This is a genomic window from Nitrosovibrio sp. Nv17 (assembly GCF_900119085.1).
Taxonomy (GTDB): domain Bacteria; phylum Pseudomonadota; class Gammaproteobacteria; order Burkholderiales; family Nitrosomonadaceae; genus Nitrosospira.
On the sequence record NZ_FPIQ01000008.1, the window covers coordinates 78,363 to 99,386 of the forward strand.

Sequence of the window (21,024 nt, forward strand, 5' to 3'; positions counted from 1 at the left end):
GCCTTCTTTCAACCACCTTCGAGGAAAATACGCATGCCGCCCTCTGGTACTGTTTTCACCATTGCCGTGAATCCCAAGATCCCCACCAGCCTGGCTCGTCTCGAAGAGCTTGCCAACGATCTCTGGTACAGCTGGGACCGTTCCACCCGGTCGCTGTTCTCCCGCCTGCATCCCGGGCTCTGGGGCGCGGTGGGACACAATCCCAAGGCATTCCTGAAACGTGTGGACGAGTCGATACTCCTGAAGGCGGCCGAGGATCCGGTGTTCATGGCCCAGTACAACAGCATCATCTCCGCTTACGACTCCTATCAGTCCGGCCCCATGTATTGCCGCAACGGCAAGGACTTGCAGCCGGACGATCTGGTGGCGTACTTCTGCTTCGAATTCGGCTTCCACGAGAGCTTCCCCATCTATTCCGGCGGACTTGGCATTCTGGCGGGCGACCATTGCAAGGTGGCGAGCGACCTGCGCCTTCCTCTGGTGGGGGTCGGGCTGCTCTACCGGCAGGGATATTTTTTTCAGACCATCGACAATCAGGGAAACCAGGAAGTGACCCACGCGGATTCGGATTTCGAGGATTTGCCGGTGGAATCCGTCCTGCACGAGGATGGCTCCGAGGTGCGCGTCGGGGTGGAGCTGCCGCATCGCAAGGTGACGGTCAAGGTGTGGCAGGCCAAGATCGGCCATGTCGTGCTGTATCTGCTGGATACGGATCTGCCCGAGAATTCGGTGGACGATCGCGACATCACCCACCAGCTCTACGGAGGCGACCGCACCATGCGTATCGAGCAGGAAATCATATTGGGCGTGGGAGGCGCGCGTGCGTTGCACGAGATGGGCGTGGTACCGACGGTGTGGCATATCAACGAAGGGCACGCGGCATTCATGATGCTGGAGCGCATGCGCCAGCTGGTCACGCAGCGTGGCCTGGATTTTGCCAGCGCGCTGGAGGCGGTGGCGGCGAACACGGTGTTCACCACCCACACCGCGGTACCGGCAGGCCACGACTATTTCGGGGCCGACACCGTATCGACCTATTTCGAGGGATTCTGCCGGCAACTCGGCATCACCCACGAAAAGCTTCTCGCGTTGGGCCATGTGCCGGGCAACAACGATTTCAACATGACCGCCCTGGCCATCCATGCGTCACGCTTTCACAATGGCGTAAGCAAGATACACGGCAATGTATCGGCGCGCATCTGCAAGGATCTGTGGCCCCAGATCGAGCCCGAAGAGAATCCGATGGCGTACATCACCAACGGGGTCCACGTCTCCACCTTCTTGGCTCAGGAGTGGAGCGATCTGTTCGATCGCTATCTGGGATACGAGTGGCGCTCCAATCTCACCGACCCCGAATACTGGTCGCGTATCGAGGCGATCCCGGACCATCTCTTCTGGAGTGTGCGGCAGACGCTGAAATCGCAGATGCTCTACGGCGTACGCGCCCGTCTTGCCCTGCAGAACTCGCGCAACCACGGTTCCGAGGCCCATCTGGACCGGCTGCTCAGATTCATCGATCCCATCAATCCCAATATCCTGACGCTGGGTTTTGCACGCCGTTTCGCCACCTACAAGCGAGCCACCCTGCTGTTCGAGGATCTGGACTGGCTGAGGCGTATCGTGGTCAATCAGGAGCGGCCGGTGCTGATGATTTTTGCGGGCAAGGCGCACCCCGCCGATGTGCCGGGGCAGGACCTGATCCGGCGTGTCAGCGAAATCGCCAGGCGACCCGAGTTCGAGGGGCAGATCCTGCTGGTCGAAGGCTACGACCTGCGGTTGGCGCGCCGACTGGTGTCGGGCGTGGACGTCTGGCTCAACAGTCCGGTGTATCCGCTGGAAGCCAGCGGCACCTCGGGCATGAAGGCGGGCATCAACGGCACCGTCAATCTGAGCGTCCTGGACGGCTGGTGGGGAGAGGGCTACAACGGCAGGAACGGCTGGGCCATCAAGCCTGCTCCGGAGAACATGCCGCCGCAGCGGCGTGACCAGGAGGAAAGCAGGGACTTCTATGAGACGCTGCAGGACCAGGTGATACCGCTCTACTATAACCGGGACAAGTTCGGCTACTCGCCGGAGTGGGTGCGAATGGCCAAGAATTCGATGATCTCGCTGCTGCCGCGATACAACGCCATGCGCATGGTGGGCGAATACATCAAGAATTTCTACGTGCCCGCCAGCAGGCAGGGCAGCGTGTACGCCTACCAGGACTTCAGCGGTGCGAAGAAGATCGCCGCCTGGAAGGCATACGTGCGGCAGGCATGGTGGGATGTTTCCATTCGTCGGCTGGATGTGCCGGAAAGGAACATCAGCTTCGGCGAAAATCTCTCATTCGAGGTCGCGGTGAGGCTCAACGGCCTGCGGCCGGAGGACGTCGTGGTCGAGCTGCTGATCTGCCGCCAGCTGAAAAAAACCACGTTGTGCGACTTCAAGCACTTCAGGTTCGAGCCGGCCGGGCTGGTGGAGTCGTCCGGCGAGCATCGTTTCACCCTCAGGCTGACCCCGGACGTATGCGGAAAGCTGGAATATCACATACGGATCTACCCATTCCATGTGCTGCTCACACATCCTTTCGAAATGGGCATGATGGCCTGGGTATGAGGTGCGGCGGGGCGGTGTCCCGGGAGTGACGGTTTGCGGGCCTTTCAGGACTGCAGCGACAGGTAGAGTTCCCTGTAGGCGCGGGCGCTGCCGTGCCAGCCGAAATCCCGGCTCATGCCATTCGCCATCAGACGGCGCCAGACCGGACGGTCGTGGTAGGCGGCGACCGCACGCCGGATGGCGTCAAGCAGACTTGCAGCCGTCATCTCGGTGAACATGAAGCCGCTGGCGCCGTTCGCGAACAGCGCGGCGGGCGTCGAGTAGTCGGTTACCGTATCCACCAGGCCGCCGGTCGCGCGCACGATGGGCGGCGTGCCGTAGCGCTGGCTGTACATCTGATTCAGGCCGCAGGGCTCAAAGCGGGAGGGCATGAGAAAGCTGTCGGCACCGGCCTCGATCAGGTGCGAGAGCCGTTCGTCGAAGCCTATCCGTACCGCGATGCGCCCCGGATGATTCCGGGCCAGTTGCGTCAGTGCCTGCTCCAGCGGCGTCGCGCCGCTGCCCAGAATGACCAGTTGCGCGGGCAAGTCGATCAATTGTGGGGCGATTTCGAGGATCAGATCGTAGCCCTTCTGGGGCGTGATGCGGCTGACAGCGCCGAACAGCGGGATACCGGGGTCCGCGTGCAGTCCCATCGTCCGCTGCAGCGCCTGCTTGCTGGCGGCCTTGCCCTCCGGCGTAGCGGCAGTATAGCGCTGCGGGAGGGCGGGATCGGTGGCGGGATTCCATTCATTGGTGTCGATCCCATTGACGATGCCGATGATACGGTCGCGGCGTGCCGCCAGCAGGCCATGCAAGCCGAAGCCCAGCGCCGGCGTCTGGATTTCCCTGGCGTACGTCGGGCTCACGGTGGCGATGTGATCGGCGTAGTAGAGTCCGGCCTTGAGAAAGGACATGCCGCCGTGGTACTCGACGCCGTCCATGCGGAAGCTGGCGGGGGGCAGCCCGGTCGCGGCGACCGTGTCCGCTGGAAAGATGCCCTGGAAGGCCAGATTGTGGATCACCATCAGTGTTGCCGCTTTCCTGCCCGCATGAAAGTCGAGATATGCCGGCGCGAGGCCGCTTTGCCAGTCGTTGCAGTGCGTCACGCGCGGGCGCCAGGCGAGCGGACTGGCATCACTCGACAATATTGCCCCGATCCGCGAAAGCAGTCCGAAACGGAGGGCATTGTCCGGCCAGTCGCGTCCCTCCGCATCGACATAGGGATCGCCTGCCCGCTGGTAGAGGACGGGGCAGTCGATGACGTATGCTGGAGTTTCCATCGGCCGCCGTCCCGTGGACAGCCTCGCTGATCGCAGGATGGAGGGAGGGAATGGCGGCAGGGTGTCGAAGGCGGCGACGCGGCGGGTATGGCCGATGCCGTCCAGTACCGAAGGATATCCCGGGATCAGCAGCCGGACATCAACCCCCATTTCCCGCAGGGCGGCCGGCAGGGCGGCACTGACGTCGCCCAGGCCGCCGGTCTTGGCCAGCGGATGAACCTCCGGGGTGATGAACAGGACGCGCGGCGCGCGTGGACGGGGGTGGGGCGGAGCCTGGTTCATGGATGCGACGGCTGGCTTGCCTCATCCATCGGTATCGACGGGCGCGAAGACGATCCCCGCAAGCGGCGGCAGCGTGACGACAGCCGAGTCCGGCAGCCCCATCCACGGCTGGCCCGTGGGGAGGATCGTTCCGAGGTTGCCCATGTTCGCGCCGCCGTAGTGGGCGGAGTCGCTGTTGAATGCTTCGCGAAAGGCACAGGGGGCGGGAATGCCGATGCGGTAGCCGGTGCGCGGCACCGGCGTGAAATTGAGGATGACCAGCACGAACGAGCCGTCGGTTCCGCGCCGCACGTAGCTGATGACGGAATTGCCGGCATCGTGGCAGTCGATCCAGGAAAATCCCTCCTGCGCGAAATCGAGTTGGTGCAGTGCGGGCGTGTTGCGATACAGGCGGTTCAGGTCGCGCAATGTCGCTTGCACGCCGGCGTGCCGGGTGTGTGCCAGCTGGAACCAGTCGAGCTCCCAGGCCGAATTCCATTCGCGCCCCTGCGCGAACTCGTTGCCCATGAAGCCGAGCTTCTTGCCCGGATAGGTCATCTGATAGATGAACAGCAGGCGCAGGTTGGCAAACTGCTGCCAGGCGTCTCCCGGCATCTTGCCCAGCAGCGAGCCCTTTCCATGCACCACTTCGTCATGCGAGAGCGGCAGAACGAAGTTTTCGGTATAGGCATAGATCTGGGCGAACGTCAGCTGATCATGGTGGAAATGCCGGTGCACCGGATCCTTTCGCATGTAGGACAGCGTATCGTTCATCCAGCCCATGTTCCATTTCATCGAGAATCCCAGGCCGCCCACGTAGGTGGGGTGCGAGACGGCCGGCCAGGCGGTGGATTCTTCGGCCAGCGTCAGCGCACCCGGGAATTCTTCGTGCACCATGATATTCAGTTCGCGCAGGAAATCGATGGCTTCCAGATTTTCCCTGCCGCCGTGACGGTTGGGCAGCCACTCGCCGGGCCGGCGGGAATAGTCCAGGTAGAGCATGGAGGCCACGGCATCCACGCGCAATCCGTCGAAATGGAATTCCGACAGCCAGTAGTGGGCGCTGGACAGGAGGAACGATCGCACCTCGTTGCGCCCGAAATTGAAGATGCAGGTGCCCCAGTCCTGGTGCAGACCTACGCGCGGATCCTCGTGCTCGTAGAGGGCGGTGCCGTCGAACCGCGCTAGGGCGAAGGCATCCTGCGGAAAATGCGCCGGTACCCAGTCGAGCAGGACGCCGATGCCGGCACGATGGCAGGCATCGACCAGGAATCTCAGATCATCCGGCGATCCATGGCGGCTGGTCGGAGCAAAGTACCCGGTCGTCTGATATCCCCACGATTCATCCAGCGGATGTTCGGAAATGGGCAGCAGCTCCACGTGGGTATACCCCATTTCACTCACGTAGGGAATGAGATGCAGGGCGAGTTCCCGATAGGAATAGAAGCGCCCGTCCGGATGCCGCTTCCACGATCCGGCGTGGACCTCGTAGATGTTCAGGGGGGCATGCAGCCAGTCCCATGTTGCCCGCCGGGCCAGCCAGTCGGCATCCTGCCAGGCGATCGTACGGGGCTGCGGTGTGCATGCGGCGGTATGAGGCCGCAGTTCGCAGGCCTGGGCGTAGGGATCCGTCTTGAGGAGGACCTCGCCACCATTGCGATTGCGTATCTCGTACTTGTAGAGCGATCCGGTCGGCAGTTCCGGTACGAACAGCGCCCAGACCCCGCTCGAACCCTGCACCGCCATCGGATGCACGCGCCCGTCCCAGTGGTTGAAGTCCCCTACCACGCTGACGCGTTCCGCGTTGGGTGCCCAGACGGCGAACAGTACGCCGCTGATTCCCCCGATCTCGATGACATGGGAGCCCAGCATGCGGTAGGCCTGACGCAGGCGCCCCTGGTTGAACAGGTACAGGTCGTGCGCCGAGAGCGAGGGCGGGAATGCGTAGGCGTCGTAGGCCTCGTAAATATCGGCGCCGGCCGTGTCTTCCTGGATGCGCAGCCTGTAGGGTCGGCGGGGGAGGATGCCGCCGCGCCATTCGAAGACGCCGCCGGGGTGGATGCGTACCATGGGCGTGAACACGCCTGAAACGTCTATCCATACGCACGTTGCCCGTGGACGGAACACGCGCACGAGGCCGTGGCCCTGTTCCGTGCGGGCGCCCAGGTAGCTGAACGGGTCGTGCAGTCGTGCCGCCAGCAGCGCCGCCAGCAGCGGATCGGATCTGCACCCGGAGATTGACCGTTCATCCATGAGTTGAATAGAATGACTCATCCCGTCCTGTGTTCGAAGACGCCATGCCTGCCCGCCCCACTGCGGCCTGGCGCGGATCGTCCGTTCCTGGCCCCAGGGAGGGAGGGTACGCCGCCGTGGCCCAGCGGGCAGGATCGCTGGAGTCGGGATTATAGCGGTTTGCGCGATCCCATGAAGCGGGATTCCCACCCCATGGCAAAGGTTGCCTGGCGCGATCGATGACCTGAACGGGATCATGCGTGCGCCGCGTGCGCAAGAAGTGGTATAACACGCAGACCGGCAAAGGACGCTACGATGACACAGGAAGCAGACCTGCATTTTCATGCCCAGATCACGCGCAACTCGATCGCGCTGATCCTGGCGGGTGGCCGTGGCAGCCGGCTGCGACAGCTGACCGATTGGCGTGCCAAGCCCGCGGTCCCCTTTGGGGGCAAGTTCCGCATCATCGATTTCCCTCTGTCGAATTGCGTCAATTCGGGTATCCGGCGCATTGGCGTCGCCACTCAGTACAAGGCGCAGAGTCTCATCAGCCATATCCAGCATGGCTGGGGATTCCTCGATGGACGCTTCAAGGAATTCGTCGAGCTGCTGCCGGCCCAACAGCGTATCGAGGAAACCTGGTACCAGGGAACGGCCGATGCCGTCTATCAGAACATCGACATCCTCCGCCGCCATGATCCCCAGTACGTGCTGATCCTGGGCGGCGACCACGTCTACAAGATGGATTACAGCAAGCTGCTTGCGGATCACGTGAGGAGGTCCGCAGACATGACCGTGGCGTGCATCGGCGTCCCGCTGGCCGAGGCCGGCGCATTCGGCATCATGAGCATCGACCATGACGGCCGCATTACCCGCTTCATGGAAAAACCCAAGAATCCCGCGCCCATTCCGGGACAGCCGGGGCAGGCGCTGGCGAGCATGGGAATTTACGTTTTCAACGCCCATTTTCTTTTCGAACAGCTGATCCTCGACCATGATGACCGCAACTCCTCCCACGACTTCGGCAAGGACCTGATCCCCCATCTGGTGCCGCGCCGCCGGGTGTACGCGCACCGCTTCCGGGACAGTTGCGTCAACATGGCATCCGGTGTGCCCTACTGGCGCGATGTGGGTACGATAGACGCCTACTGGGAGGCCAACCTGGATCTGACCCACGTGACACCGAGTCTCAACCTGTACGACGAGGATTGGCCGATCTGGACCCACCAGGAACAGCTTCCCCCGGCCAAATTCGTGTTCGACGACGACGACCGCAGGGGCCAGGCACTCGATTCCATGGTGTCCGGCGGGTGCATCATCAGCGGTTCCACGGTACGCCGCTCGCTGTTGTTCTCCAACGTGCAGGTGCGCAACTACAGCAGCATAGAGGACTCGGTGATCCTGCCCAACGTCAGCATCGGCCGGAACGTGCGGCTGAGGCGGGTGGTGGTGGACAAGGATTGCATCCTGCCGTCGGACTTGACGGCGGGGTTCGATCCGGTGGAGGATGCGAGGCGCTTTCATGTGACCGAGAATGGCATCACCCTGATCACTCCCGAAATGCTGGATCAGAAGACGCATTTTGTCAGATAGGGCCTGCGATGCGCCCACCGCCGGATTGATTCCAATGGACATGCAACCGATACGCTTCGTTCTGCTGTGGCACATGCACCAGCCTGACTACCGCAACTACGATACGGGCGAGTTCACCCTGCCCTGGGTGTATCTGCACGCCATCAAGGACTACACCGACATGGCTGCCCACTTCGAGTCGCATCCCGCGATGCGGGGCGTGGTGAATTTCGTGCCTGTGCTGCTGGATCAGATCGAGGACTACGCCGTGCAGTTCGCCACGGGGGAGATACGCGATCCACTGCTGCGCCTGCTGGCAACGCCCGACCTGGATCAGGTGTCCGCCCAGGACCGGCTGCGCGTGTTCGACAGCTGTTTCCGTAGCAATCACGTGACGATGATGCAGCCCTATCCGGCCTACAAGCGGCTCTACGATATCCACGAGACGCTGCGGGGGTACGGCGAAAGCGACCTGGACTACCTGTCTGCCCAGTATCTGGCGGATCTGCTGGTATGGTACCACCTGGCATGGACCGGGGAGAGCGTGCGCCGCAGCCACGAGGGTGTGGTGCGGCTGATGCAGCAGGGTGGTAATTTCAGTTCCACCGACCGCAGGGAGCTGTTCGATCTCATCGGCATCCTGGTACGGGGGCTGATCCCGCGCTACCGCGCACTCGCCGAATCGGGCCAGATCGAGCTGTCGACCACGCCGCATTCGCATCCGCTTGCTCCGCTGCTGATCGATTTTTCTTCCGCCCGCGACAGCCTGCCGCACGAGAGCCTGCCATCGGAGCCGGCCTATCCCGGTGGCAGGGAGCGCGTCGCGCTGCATCTGGCGTCGGCCATCGAAAGCCATGCGCGACGTTTCGGCGGCCGCCCCGAGGGCGTGTGGCCGGCGGAAGGTGCCATCTCTGCTCCCTTTCTGGAAATTCTGGCGGAGCAGGGATGCCGCTGGAGTGCGAGCGGCGAGACCGTGCTGGCCAACAGTCTGCGCCACGCCCATGCGGGGCAGCCGCTGCCGGAGCGGGACCGCTACCTTTATCGGCCCTATCGGCTGGAGGGTGCAGCGGGCGGCGTCACCTGCTTCTTCCGTGACGAGCGGCTGTCGGACATGATCGGTTTCGAGTATGCAAAATGGTTCGGACGCGACGCTGCCGAACACCTGGTGCGCTCACTCGAGGAGATCGGGCGCAATGCCCTGCCCGGCGAGCAGCCGGTGGTGAGCGTGATCCTGGATGGCGAGAATGCCTGGGAATACTATCCGTACAATGGCTACTACTTCCTCAACGACCTGTATGAAATGCTCGAGCATCACCCCTCGATACGCACCACCACCTACCGGGATTATCTCGACTCCGCGGCCCCCGCGGAAACGGCGATCCTGCCGGTACTGACGGCGGGCAGTTGGGTGTACGGCACGTTCTCCACCTGGATCGGTGACCACGACAAGAATCGGGCCTGGGATCTGCTGTGCGCTGCCAAGCGCGGCTACGATGAAGCGGTACGCAGTGGACGGCTGAGCGCCGAGGAGATCCTTGAGGCGGAGCGGCAGCTCGTCTCCTGCGAGAGTTCCGACTGGTTCTGGTGGCTGGGGGACTACAATCCCCCTCACGTGGTGTCGAGTTTCGACCAGCTGTTCCGCGACAACCTGATCAATCTCTATGGGTTGTTGCGGTTGCCGGTACCGGAAAATGTCTTCGAGCCCATCGGTCGTGGAGGCGGTGCGCCCGAATCGGGTGGCACGATGCGGCGCGCTTCCTGAGGGGATGACTTCGCCAGCCTCTCCAGCCTCTCGGCGCGGATTCTCCGGCTGCGCATGCGCGCGCCCTTTCGGTTGCTCCGTTCCTCCCGGCGAGGCGGGACGATGCCCAAGCGGCCACGGGGCCGGGTCGCCCGTCCCGCATCCATATAACCGGAAGTTTTGGACTTACAAATAAGTGGTCGTTTGTACTGCGGCATTTTATCGGTAAAGTGAAAGGTATGTTTTACAATGCATGCCGCCGCACCGTTTCCTTCCGGGCCCGCATTCCAGCAACCGTACGCAGGATGCCGAATGCGTGCGGCTGCCGCGCTTAATCCCTAGTCTGGGCGTGGCTATGCGGCGTTTGCCAGGTAAGCGGGCTTGGCGTGGCCCGTACGATTTCTGGTAAAATTATGGATTACCGAAGAAGCGGAGCAAGGATTCGTCATGAGCTATGTGGTCACAGAGAATTGCATCAAGTGCAAGTACACCGATTGCGTGGATGTCTGCCCGGTGGATTGTTTCCGGGAAGGCCCCAATTTCCTGGTGATCGATCCCGACGAATGCATCGACTGCACCCTGTGTGTTGCAGAGTGCCCTGTGGAAGCGATCGTCGCAGAAGACGACGTGCCGGCGGATCAGCAGCATTTCATCGCCCTCAATTCCGAGCTGTCCAAGCTCTGGGAGCCCATCATCGAGAAGAAGGACGCGCTGCCGGATGCCGATGAATGGGCCAACGTGACCGGCAAGCTGGATCAGCTGGAACGCTGAGCCAGACGCGGTAGCCCTGCCGCATGGTTGGCGTTCCGCATATTCCGCACACTGCTCTCGACGACATCCTCTCCGGCTCCGGCCCCGATCTCCCGGCGGGTGTCACGATCGTCACCCCCAATCTGCGCCTGTCGGCGACGCTCAAGCACATGCTTGACCGGCGGCAGGCCGACATGGGCAGGGTCGCCTGGCAATCGGCCGACATCCTGCCGTTCTCCGCGCTGATCGAACGTTTCTACGAAGACGCGCTGTACGCCGGGACGGAGCCGGAACTGCCGGTGCCCCTGACCGACTTCCAGGAGCAGGCGCTGTGGGAAGCGATCGTCGCTCGTTCCGGCCGGGGTTCCGCCCTGATGTCGATCGAGGCTGCCGCCCACCTCGCACGCGAAGCGTGGCAACTCCTCCACGCATGGCGCCTGCGTCCACTGCTCGACGATTTTCCCCTTGACGAGGATGGCGCGGCCTTTCGCGACTGGGCGCGACATTACGAGCAAGCGACCCGGCGGGCACATCAGACCGATAGCGCCCGCCTGTGTGATTTGGCAGGCGACCTGTGCGGGCGCGCCGCGTCAGGCAGGCCCGGGCGTCTCATTCTCCACGGCTTCGATATCGTGACTCCGCAGCAGGCGGCGCTGCTCGCCCGGCTGCGGCAGGCCGGTTGCGAGGTGGTGCAGGCATGCATGCCGCCACGCCCTCGCAGCGTCGGCGTGCGGCGTATCCCCTGCCGCGACGGCCGGGATGAAAGCGGGTGCGCAGCGGCCTGGGCGCGGGCGCGTCACGAAGCGAATCCGAAGGCGCGCATTGCCGTGGTGGTGCCGGATCTGCCGGCGTATCGCGATGGACTGGTGCGCGCCTTCGACACCATGATGGCGCCGGACGTCCGGCAGCGGCTGCCGGGCACTGCCCGCGCGGTACGCGCCTTCAACATCTCCCTGGGCGACGCGCTGGAGGCCTATCCCCTCGTGGATACGGCTCTGTCGATACTCGAGTTGTGCGCAGGGAACATCGACTTCGAGCGTGCCAGCCTGTTGCTGCGCTCGCCCTTCATCGGCGGTGCCGACACGGAGATGGCGGCGCGCGCCCGGCTCGACGCGCGATTGCGCCGATGGGCCGAGCCTGCCGTGACGCTCGATCGACTGCTCGCCCTGACTCTGCGCAGTGGTGGCCGCGCCCATTGCCCGGCACTGGTGCGCGGGTTGTCGGCGCTTGCCAGGTCGCATTCGCGGCTTTCACGATCACGGTCTCCGGCGGGACTGGCCCGGCGCTTTTCCGAGTTCCTGCGGCTCGCCGGATTCCCGGGCGAGCGTACGCCCGATTCCCGGGAATATCAGGTGTTGCAGAAATGGCACGAACTGCTGGCCGAATTCGCGGCGCTCGGGTACGTCGTTCCGCACATGTACCCTAGCGACGCAGTGGCGCGCCTGCGCCGCATGGCCGCAGCAACGGTATTCCAGCCGCGTACGCCCGATGCCCCGATCCAGATACTCGGTGCGCTCGAGGCAACCGGCATGGAATTCGACGCGCTCTGGGTCATGGGGCTGTCCGCGGATGCATGGCCGCCTCATTCCACTCCCAATCCCTTCCTGCCGGCCGCAATGCAGCGCATGGCCCAGTTACCGCTGGGTTCCGCGGCTGCTTCGCTGGCGCGCGCGCGGCGTCTGACGAACACCTGGCTGTCGGCTGCGCCCGAGGTCGTTTTCAGTCATCCACGCCGCACCGGCGAGGGCGACGTCGGCGAACTGGCTCCCAGCCCCTTGATCGCGCATCTCGCGCCGGAGGAGGCAGCACTGCCGCTGTATGCGAGCCACCTGGCACGAATTCAGGCCGCCGGGCGCTTGGAGCGCATCGGCGATGATACGGCACCGCCGCTGACGAGTACCGCCCACGGCGGATGCATCGCCGTCGGCGGCGGGGCGGCAGTGATACGGGAGCAGGCCGCCTGCCCATTCCGGGCGCTGGCGCGGCACCGGTTCGGTGCCAGAAGCCTGGAGATCCCCCATGCCGGACTGGACGCGAGGGAGCGGGGCATACTGATGCATCATGCGCTGGCCGGAGTGTGGCAAGATCTCGGCGCCCGGCACGCCCTGGACGGCATCGCCGGTGCCGCTCTCGATTTTCTCCTGGCACGCGTGGCGGGGGCGGCCATTGCGCATCTGCGGCGGGATCGTCCGGCTGCATTGTCGGGGCGCGCCGGCGAGATCGAGCATCGCCGCCTGGTGCGGCTGGTGCGCGCATGGCTGGACGTGGAGCGTGCGCGCGCCGCCTTCACGGTAGTGGCCGTCGAGGACAGCCGTGATATCGAGATCGGTGGCCTGCGGCTTTCGGCGCGGCTCGATCGGGTGGATGAGCTCGATGACGGGCGGCGCATCGTGATCGACTACAAGACCCGCATGTCGTCGGTGCAGGTCATGCTCGGCGAGCGTCCGGATGAGCCGCAATTGCCGCTGTACCTCGTTGCCGGCGAGGCAGCCGCGGTCGCGCTCGCCTTTGCGCAGGTACGGCCGGGCGACATGCGATGGATCGCCCTGGCACGCGATGCCGATCTGCTGCCGGGTACCGGAGTATGGTCCGGACCGCGCCTGGATGAGCGCCATGGTTCATGGGAGACACTGGTGGATGCGTGGCGCAGCGACCTGGCCAGGATCGCTGCCGGCTTTCGCGACGGCGATGCCCGGGTCGATCCGAAGGTGCCTTCCCATACCTGCCGCACCTGCGACCTGCAGCCCCTGTGCCGTATCGACGAGCGGCTGCAGCGGGTGCTCCATCCGCAATACGGGGAGACATGAATCCCGGGATGGCAGAGGTTCCGGATGCCGCCGCGCGCCGCCGCGCGCTCGATCCCTCGAGCTCGTTCATCGTGCAGGCGCCGGCCGGATCGGGAAAGACCGGGCTGCTGATCCAGCGCTACCTGGCCCTGCTCGCGCACGCCGACGAACCCGAGGAGATCGTCGCCATCACCTTTACCCGCAAGGCCGCCGCGGAGATGCGCGAGCGGGTGCTGGCAGCCCTGGGAACCTGCAGGGACGACTTCAATCCCGTGGATCCGAAGCCCTCCGCCCACGCGACGCTGACCTGTCGACTGGCGCAAGAGGCGCTGCAGCGCGATCGCCAGGCGGGATGGGACCTTGCCGACAATCCATCGCGGCTGCGTATCCAGACGCTGGACGCGCTGTGCGCCTCGCTGGTGCGCCAGATGCCCACATTGTCGGAATTCGGTGCGCAGCCGGAAACGGCCGAGGACGCATCCGCGCTGTACCTTGAGGCGGTGCGCGCGACGCTGGAACGGGTGGCGGGCGATGATGCCGTGGCACAGGATATCGGGTTCCTGCTGGAGCACCTCGACAACGACATGGCGCGTATCGAGTCCCTGCTCGCCGATATGCTGAGGCAGCGCGACCACTGGCTGCGCCATGTCCATCACGGCAGGGATCGGGATGCGTTGGAGGCGGCGCTGGGACGGGTGCGACGGGAAGCACTGCAACGGGTATGCGGGCTGTTCGGGCGCCACGGTGCCGCGCTGCAGCGCGAGGTTGCCGCACTGGCGCGTTACGCGGCCGCCCATCTGGACGAGCGGGACGGCCAGTCGGTAGCATCCGCCGGGGGGGATGCGCTGCCGGGCGAGGGGGAGGACGACGTTGCCGGCTGGCTCGCCATCGCCCACCTGCTGCTTACGCGCGATGGCGGCTGGCGCAGGCAGCATACCGCCCGTGAGGGTTTTCCTGCGGGCGCCGGCAAGGCCGGGAAGGCTGTCGCCAGTGCGTGGAAGGAGCGCGCCCGGACATCGACGGAGACGCTCGCAGGGCGGCCGGATGGCGAGGCGTTGCGCGGCGCGCTGCACGCACTGCGCAACCTGCCGCCCTCCCGCTACACCGACCGGCAGTGGGCTGTGCTCGGAGCCATCACCCGCCTGCTGCCCTACGCTGCCGCACAGCTCAAGCTGGTTTTCCAGGCGCATCGCAGAGTCGATTTCACGGAAATTGCGCAAGGAGCGCTGCGCGCCCTGGGCGAGGCCGATGCTCCCACCGATCTGGCCCTGGCGCTCGACTACCGTATCCGCCACCTGCTGATCGACGAATTCCAGGATACGTCGATCAGCCAGTATGAGTTCATCACCCGCCTCACCGCCGGCTGGGGAGCGGACGAGGGGCGCACCCTGTTCCTGGTGGGGGATCCGATGCAGTCCATCTATCGCTTTCGCGAGGCGGAGGTGGGCCTGTTCCTGCGTGCCCGGGTGGATGGAGTAGGCGGCGTGGCGCTGACCCCGCTGGCACTCTCCAGCAATTTCCGCTCGCAGCGTGGCATCGTCGACTGGGTCAACGCGACGTTCGCGCGCGTGATGCCGCCGCAGGAGGACGTCGCGCTCGGCGCGATCGCCTATACACGGTCGGACGCGGTGCGCGATCCTCTGCCCGGGCCGGCGGTCGACGTGCATCCGTTGCTCGAGGATGACCATGCAGGCGAAGCCGCACGGGTGGCGGAGATCGTGGCCAGGGTACGGCGCGACGATCCTGCGGCCGACGTTGCCATCCTGGTGCGCAACCGTCGTCATCTCGACCGCATCATTCCCCGCCTGCGCGAGGCGGGCCTTCGCTTCCAGGCGATAGAAATCGAGGGACTGGGACGCCGCCCCGTGGTGCAGGATCTGCTGGCGCTGACACGCGCCCTGCTGCACCCGGCGGATCGGCTTGCCTGGCTTGCCGTGCTGCGCGCGCCCTGGTGCGGTCTCCTGCTGTGCGACCTGCATGCGCTGACTGCGGCACCGCGCGGGGCGCATGGCGATGACGGTACAGACGCGGTGAAGGCGGCGATTCCGGCAATGGAGCAAACGGTCTGGGAATTGCTCGACGATCCTGCGCGGATGGAGACCGTTTCTCCGGACGGTCGCGCCAGACTGGCGCGGGTGCGCGAGGTGCTCGGGGGCTGCCTGCAGCACCGCTGCCGTCAGTCGCTGCGCACCACCGTGGAGGCAGCGTGGCAGGCCCTGGGCGGGCCCGGCTGTATCGGACGGGTGGCGGATCTGGATGACGCCGCCGCCTATCTCGACCACCTCTCGGCCCACGAGCAGGCAGGCGGCCTTGCCTCGCTTGCGGGGTTCGAGGAGGGGCTGGCAAGGCTCTACGCGTCCCCCGACCTGGAGGCCGGCAATGCCTTGCAGGTCATGACCATCCACAAGGCCAAGGGACTGGAGTTCGATCACGTGATCGTCCCGGGCCTCGGCCGGGCGTCGGGGAAGAACGGCAGAAAGCTGTTTCTGTGGCTGGAATCCCCGCGGGCCGAACCCGCCAGGGCGCGCGCGGGAGGGGACAGCGACCTGTTGCTGGCGCCCATCCAGGAAACCGGCGCGCAGGCCGATCCCATTTACGCTTGGCTGGAGGCGTTCGACCGCAGAAAGGCGCGTCATGAGGACGAACGCCTGCTCTACGTCGCGGCCACCCGCGCCCGCCGCCGCCTGTATCTGCTGGGCGCCACCGGTCTTGCCCAAGATGCAACAGGGGGGAGCGTGCCCAGGCCGCCGGCGGAGGGTACCCTGCTGGCGAGAATCTGGCCCGTGCTGCAGGCGGAGTTTGCCGCCGCGGCGCGGGCAGTGCCCGATCCCGATTCTGCCGTCCTGCCGGATGAGGTGGCGATTCCCGTCATCGATTCCTCGGTGTGCCGTCTCGTCTCGGGCTGGGTACTGCCGGCTGCTCCGGCCGGGGTGGAGCGGGCGGCCGCGGCGCAGCGGGACGGGAATGGAGGCGCAGTGGAATACGCTTGGGCGGGCGAGGCGGCGCGCCATGTCGGGATCATCGTGCACCGCTGGCTGCGGCGCATCGCGGCGGACGGCGTGGCGACCTGGAGCACCGCGCGCATCCGCTCGCTGGAAGGCGTGTTCGAGCGTCAGTTGCGCGGGTGCGGCCTGGACGGCCGCGATGCGGGGCGCGTGACGGCGGCGCTCGCACGGACGCTGACGGATGAGCGTGGCCGGTGGCTGCTCGGGCCGCAGGAAGACGCCCGCAACGAGTGGCGCATCACCGCGTTCGTGGAGGGGGGCTACCGGGAGTTCATCATCGACCGCGCCTTTCGCGATGCCCAGGGCCGGCGCTGGGTGGTGGACTACAAGACCGGCGGCCACGAGGGCGCAGAGGTGGCGGAATTTCTCGACCGGGAACAGGTACGCTATCAGCCCCAGCTCGACCGCTATGCCGGGTTGATACGGGCGCTGCGTGGCGGGCCGGTGCGATGCGGCCTGTATTTTCCGCTGCTGGCCGGGTGGCGCGAATGGGGTGATGAAGGGTAAGATGGGCGCATGAAGGGCGTCCGGAAAAACAGGCTTGCGTGGCGGCCGATGCTGAGGCCGGGGCCGTGGATGGGCGGATGGCTGGCCGTCGCGCTGTGGACGGGCGGATCGATCGCGGCGCCGCTGCCGGCATCGGAGGTCGCCGTCTTCGTCGATGAGATGGCGGGACGGCATGGATTCGCACGAGAGACGCTCGAACGTGTCTTCGATGCCGCGCAGTTCCAGCCCGACATCATCGAGGCGATGAGCCGGCCGGCGACCGCCCGGCCCTGGCACCAGTTCCATCCGGCCTTCCTCAATCCCCGGCGCATCGCGGGCGGCGTCGAGTTCTGGAGCCGGCACGCCGCCACGCTGGCGCGCGCGCACCGCGAGTTCGGCGTACCGGAGGAGATCGTGGTCGCCATCATCGGCGTGGAAACCGACTATGGCGCACGCGCCGGGCGCCATCGTGTGCTGGACGCACTGGCCACGCTGGCCTTCGGCTATCCGCGCCGCGCCGCATTTTTCCGGGAGGAGCTGGAACAGTACCTGCTGCTGGATCGGGAGCAAGGCGGCATCCTCCTGGACGCGCGAGGTTCGTACGCGGGCGCCATGGGCATTCCGCAGTTCATGCCGGGCAGCTACCGGCGCCACGCGGTGGACTTCGACGGCGACGGCAGGGTGGACCTGATCGGCAACGTGGCGGATGCCATCGGCAGCGTTGCGCACTATCTGTTCCAGCACGGCTGGGAGGCGGGGGAAGCGGTGGCGGTGCCCGCCCTGGTGAACGGCGAGCGCTATCGCGACGTCCTGTATGCGGGCAGGAAGCCCTCGCACACGCTGGACGAGATGCGGCGCTACGGGGTGGTGGCCAGGGCCGCGCTGCCGCGTGATCGTGCCGCCACCGTGGTGGAGCTGGACACGGGCGCTGGCTTCGAATACTGGCTGGGCCTGAACAATTTCTACGTCATCACGCGCTACAACCGCAGCGTGCACTACGCCATGGCGGTATGGCGCCTGGCAGAGGCGATCCGTGCCGCGCGCGCGGCCGGCGCTTCCCCTCCATAGCGCCCCTCACCGCTGCCTCAGCTGTCGGCCCACATCCGTAGCAGGTTGTGGTAGACCCCGGTGAGGCTGATCACCTCGGCGTCCCGTCCGCCACGATCCGTGGTGAGGGCCTGTACGGCCCGGTCCAGCTGGAACAGCAGGGTGCGGTGCGCGTCGTCGCGCACCATGCTCTGCATCCAGAAGAACGAGGAGACACGCGCACCGCGCATCACCGGCGTGACGTGGTGCAGGCTGCTCGACGGGTACAGCACCATGGAGCCGGCGGGCAGCTTCACCGCCTGCGTGCCGAAGGTATCCTCTATGGTCAGCACGCCGCCGTCGTAGTCCTCCGGTTCGGAAAGGAACAGCGTGGCCGACAGGTCGCTGCGGATGCGAAAGTTAGTGCCGCGCAGCTGGCGGATGGCGTTGTCCACGTGCGTGCCGAAGGCCTGGCCGCCGGCGTAGCGGTTGAACAAGGGCGGGAATACCTTGAACGGCAGGGCTGCCGAGATGAACAGCGGGCTCTGCCCCAGTGCATCCTGGATGAAGTCGCCGACCTTGCGGGCGATGGGCGAGTCTTCCGGGATCTGCATGTTGTTCTTGGCGAGCGCCGACTGGTGCCCGGAGGTGACGTTGCCGTCCACCCACTCCGCCTGATCCAGCAGCGCGCGGCACTCAGCGACCTGAGTTTTGGTGAGGAGATCCGGAATGGTCAGGAGCATGGCTGTCCTTGCGCGGCCGGGCGCAGGTCGGGTAAGGCCAAAAAACAGGCCTGCGTGGAAGGGTCCACGCAGGCCTATTATATTGGCTGAAGCCGCGATAATCCAACCGCGCGGGCTTCGGTCTCGACCGGACGGCGGCCTAGAACTTGAAGTTCAGGGTCATGAACGCGAAGCGCCCCGCCGCCGGCACGGCGTAGTGGCGGAAGTACGTGGTGTTGTAGTAGCGCCGGTCCGTCAGGTTCTGCACGTTCAGCTGCAGGTCCAGGCGCTGGTTGATGTTGTACTTCGCCATGATGTCGAAGCGCACCCAGCCCGGCACGTGGCCGTTGTTGCTGGGGTCGGAGTATACCCGGCTCATGTAGAAGGTGCCGCCGCCCACCGTGAGACGCGGGAACACGCGGTAGGTCGACCACAGGCTGGCGCTGTGGGCGGCGATGCCGTGCAGCTGCTTGCCCTTGGTGTCGGCCGCACCGACCTGGTTGGGATCGGGGTTGGTACCTGCCTTGGTCTGCCTGGCGTCGAGGAAGGTGTAGCCGCCGAACACGTTCCATTTCTCGGTGATCTTGCCCGCCAGCCCGAGCTCGAAGCCGTTGACCTCGGCCTCGCCCGCGTTCTCGATCGCGGGGCCGACGTTGACGCGCGCGTTGGTCTTCACGGTGTGGAAGCCCGCCAGGGTCACCGACAGGTCCTGCAGCGTGTTCCACTTGATGCCGCCCTCGAAGGTGCGGGTGCTTTCCGGCTTGAGGTGCTGCGTCTGCGCGTCCAGGCCGCCACCCGCATAGTTGAAGTCACCCATGGAAAGCCCCACGGGCGAGGACGAGGTGGCGTAGGTGGCGTAGACGCTGGTGTTGGGCTGCACCTTGTAGACCAGGCCCGCCTGGTAGTTGACGAAGCTCTTGTCGTTCTTGAAGTGGGTGGTGTTTGCGCCCGTCGTCGTATTGCGGTTTTGTATCTCGGCGGTGTAGTTGTCGAAGCGGATGCCGCCGTTGAAGATCAGCTGCTCCGTCAGGTACATGCTGTCGAAGACGTAGGCCGACTTGTTGAACGCCTTGGCGACGTAGCTGGGGTGTGTGTTGCGGGTGACGGGGTTGAAGGCCACGAAGGGATCGGATACGCCGATGGGTACGTTCTGGTCGCCCGTGCCGAGGCCGCCACCCGTGAAGGCGCGGTTCTGCGTTTCCTCCCAGCTGAACTCGAAGCCGGCGTTGACGTTGTGTTTCACGAACCAGGTGTCGAAGCTCAGCGAGATATCCGTCAGGTTAGCGATGGTGTCGGTCGTGGTGCCGCGATTCCTCGAGTTGGTCCGGTTGATGGTGCCCGCCAGCAGCTGGGCGTCGTTGATGCCCGGGCGCGTCACGAAGAACTCGTTGGTGGTGACGCCGTAGCGGGTGGTGTTGCGCACCACGAAGTTGTCGTTGACCACGTGTTGCAGCTTGGCGGTGCCGATGTCCGCCGAGGTGCGGTGGAAGTCGCGGCCGCGCACGCCGTACCAGGCGCTGCGCGAGCCGATCGGCTTGCCTTCGGGCACGCTGCCGTTCGCGGCGTTCTGGAGGAAGGGGTTGCCCCAGTCGGAAATGTCGTCGGTCTCGTGGTGATAGTAGCTGAAGGCCGCGGTGGTGGCCGTGTTCAGGCCGAGGGTGATGGAGGGCATCAGGCCCCAGCGCTGCACGCCGACGAAGTCGCGCCCCGGCGTGTCCGACTTGTGCGCCATGCCCACCAGGCGCACCGCGATGTTGTCGTGGATCATGCGGTTGACGTCGAGGGTGCCGCGCTTGTAATCGTTGGTGCCCAGCCCCGCGGTGCCGGCGACGAAGTTGCCGGCCCGGGCCTGCTTGGTGACGATGTTGATGCTGCCGCCGGCCGAGCCGCGTCCGTCGATGGCGCCGCTCGGACCCTTCACCACCTCCATCTGCTCGATGGCGAAGACTTCGCGCGCCTGGGTGCCGAGGTCGCGCAGGCCATCGACGTAGAACGAGCTGAAGGTGTCGAAGCCGCGGATGAAGGGCCGGTCGCCGATGGCGATGCCGCCTTCGCCGCCGCCGAAGGTGATGCCCGGCGTCATGCGCAGGGCCTCCTGCAGGGTCTGGGAGCCGCTGTCCTTCATCAATTGCTGGGTGATGACGGTGATCGACTTGGGGGTGTCGAGCAGGGGGGCGGTGAATTTCTGGTTGGCGGAGCGCTCAACCTTGTATTCGGTTTCCTTCTGCGCCTCGACCTTGACCTCGGGCAGTGACGGCACCTTTTCCTCCGCGCCCGCCACGCCGCTACAGACCAGCGCTATCGCGGATACGACGGGTTTGATGGGGAAGACCTCCCACGGCCGTGTTGTTTTCGCCATTCTCTCCTCCTTGTGAATTGATTGGAATTGGTTTTGGTTGTCGATCTACGTCGCTTCCTTAGATTTTGTTCACAATAATAACACAAATGTGAATAATTCTTGATTGCGTCCTTTCCTGCCACGCCCTCCGCTCAAGACGGGAGGGGGAAGGCCGGAGGTCGGTATGTCTGGGCGGGGGGAGAGCAGAAGGAGCGGAAATTAAAAAGGCCGCCTCTGATGAAGAG

Annotated in this window: 11 protein-coding genes; 7 read left to right on the forward strand and 4 right to left on the reverse strand. The window is 65.2% G+C overall.

What is annotated here, in order from left to right; all coding sequences use genetic code 11:
- Window positions 1–33 precede the first annotated feature (33 nt).
- Complete coding sequence (gene glgP / locus BT108_RS06575) at window positions 34–2,598, forward strand: alpha-glucan family phosphorylase (protein WP_072293742.1); 2,565 nt, start codon at window positions 34–36, stop codon at window positions 2,596–2,598.
- A 44-nt stretch (window positions 2,599–2,642) separates the two neighbouring features.
- Here glgP and glgA read toward each other — a convergent pair whose 3' ends face one another.
- Together glgA and glgB are read right to left on the reverse strand one after the other, a co-directional pair.
- Window positions 2,643–4,142 (reverse strand): glycogen synthase GlgA, encoded by a 1,500-nt coding sequence (gene glgA, locus BT108_RS06580; protein WP_072293743.1) that lies wholly within the window; start codon window positions 4,140–4,142, stop codon window positions 2,643–2,645.
- 21 nt (window positions 4,143–4,163) lie between these two features.
- Window positions 4,164–6,395, reverse strand: coding sequence for a 1,4-alpha-glucan branching protein GlgB (gene glgB / locus BT108_RS06585; RefSeq protein WP_369816955.1), 2,232 nt, complete (start codon window positions 6,393–6,395; stop codon window positions 4,164–4,166).
- A 273-nt stretch (window positions 6,396–6,668) separates the two neighbouring features.
- On the opposite strand from glgB, the gene glgC reads away from it, so the two are divergent.
- The 6 genes from glgC to mltB all read left to right on the forward strand — a co-directional run bounded on the left by glgC (window position 6,669) and on the right by mltB (window position 17,761).
- On the forward strand, window positions 6,669–7,946 hold the full coding sequence (gene glgC, locus BT108_RS06590; RefSeq protein WP_072293745.1) for a glucose-1-phosphate adenylyltransferase: 1,278 nt from the start codon (window positions 6,669–6,671) through the stop codon (window positions 7,944–7,946).
- 40 nt (window positions 7,947–7,986) lie between these two features.
- Window positions 7,987–9,687, forward strand: coding sequence for a glycoside hydrolase family 57 protein (locus BT108_RS06595; RefSeq protein ID WP_083566270.1), 1,701 nt, complete (start codon window positions 7,987–7,989; stop codon window positions 9,685–9,687).
- Between the two features lie 426 nt (window positions 9,688–10,113).
- Entirely contained in the window at window positions 10,114–10,437 is a 324-nt protein-coding gene (fdxA, locus tag BT108_RS06600; protein ID WP_072293747.1) for a ferredoxin FdxA, read from the forward strand.
- A 23-nt stretch (window positions 10,438–10,460) separates the two neighbouring features.
- A complete protein-coding gene (locus BT108_RS06605; protein ID WP_072293748.1) occupies window positions 10,461–13,223 on the forward strand; it encodes a PD-(D/E)XK nuclease family protein in 2,763 nt (920 codons plus the stop codon).
- Between the two features lie 8 nt (window positions 13,224–13,231).
- A complete protein-coding gene (locus BT108_RS06610) occupies window positions 13,232–16,714 on the forward strand; it encodes a UvrD-helicase domain-containing protein (protein ID WP_255369646.1) in 3,483 nt (1,160 codons plus the stop codon).
- Window positions 16,715–16,723: 9 nt separating this feature from the next.
- Window positions 16,724–17,761, forward strand: a complete 1,038-nt coding sequence (mltB, locus tag BT108_RS06615) for a lytic murein transglycosylase B (RefSeq protein WP_143142419.1) — start codon at window positions 16,724–16,726, stop codon at window positions 17,759–17,761.
- Window positions 17,762–17,778: 17 nt separating this feature from the next.
- Here mltB and BT108_RS06620 read toward each other — a convergent pair whose 3' ends face one another.
- Window positions 17,779–18,462 (reverse strand): Fe2+-dependent dioxygenase, encoded by a 684-nt coding sequence (locus tag BT108_RS06620; protein WP_072293751.1) that lies wholly within the window; start codon window positions 18,460–18,462, stop codon window positions 17,779–17,781.
- 139 nt (window positions 18,463–18,601) lie between these two features.
- Window positions 18,602–20,800 carry a TonB-dependent receptor gene (locus tag BT108_RS06625; protein WP_072293752.1) on the reverse strand — a complete coding sequence of 733 codons (2,199 nt, stop codon included), beginning with the start codon at window positions 20,798–20,800 and terminating at the stop codon, window positions 18,602–18,604.
- Window positions 20,801–21,024: the final 224 nt, after the last annotated feature.

What these genes read in the sequence shown, in the direction of transcription:
- glgP (WP_072293742.1), top strand. Translation starts at nt 34, where the DNA reads ATGCCGCCCTCTGGTACTGTTTTCACCATTGCCGTGAATCCCAAGATC.
- glgA (WP_072293743.1), bottom strand. Translation starts at nt 4,142, where the DNA reads ATGAACCAGGCTCCGCCCCACCCCCGTCCACGCGCGCCGCGCGTCCTG.
- glgB (WP_369816955.1), bottom strand. Translation starts at nt 6,395, where the DNA reads ATGAGTCATTCTATTCAACTCATGGATGAACGGTCAATCTCCGGGTGC.
- glgC (WP_072293745.1), top strand. Translation starts at nt 6,669, where the DNA reads ATGACACAGGAAGCAGACCTGCATTTTCATGCCCAGATCACGCGCAAC.
- BT108_RS06595 (WP_083566270.1), top strand. Translation starts at nt 7,987, where the DNA reads ATGCAACCGATACGCTTCGTTCTGCTGTGGCACATGCACCAGCCTGAC.
- fdxA (WP_072293747.1), top strand. Translation starts at nt 10,114, where the DNA reads ATGAGCTATGTGGTCACAGAGAATTGCATCAAGTGCAAGTACACCGAT.
- BT108_RS06605 (WP_072293748.1), top strand. Translation starts at nt 10,461, where the DNA reads ATGGTTGGCGTTCCGCATATTCCGCACACTGCTCTCGACGACATCCTC.
- BT108_RS06610 (WP_255369646.1), top strand. Translation starts at nt 13,232, where the DNA reads ATGGCAGAGGTTCCGGATGCCGCCGCGCGCCGCCGCGCGCTCGATCCC.
- mltB (WP_143142419.1), top strand. Translation starts at nt 16,724, where the DNA reads ATGAAGGGCGTCCGGAAAAACAGGCTTGCGTGGCGGCCGATGCTGAGG.
- BT108_RS06620 (WP_072293751.1), bottom strand. Translation starts at nt 18,462, where the DNA reads ATGCTCCTGACCATTCCGGATCTCCTCACCAAAACTCAGGTCGCTGAG.
- BT108_RS06625 (WP_072293752.1), bottom strand. Translation starts at nt 20,800, where the DNA reads ATGGCGAAAACAACACGGCCGTGGGAGGTCTTCCCCATCAAACCCGTC.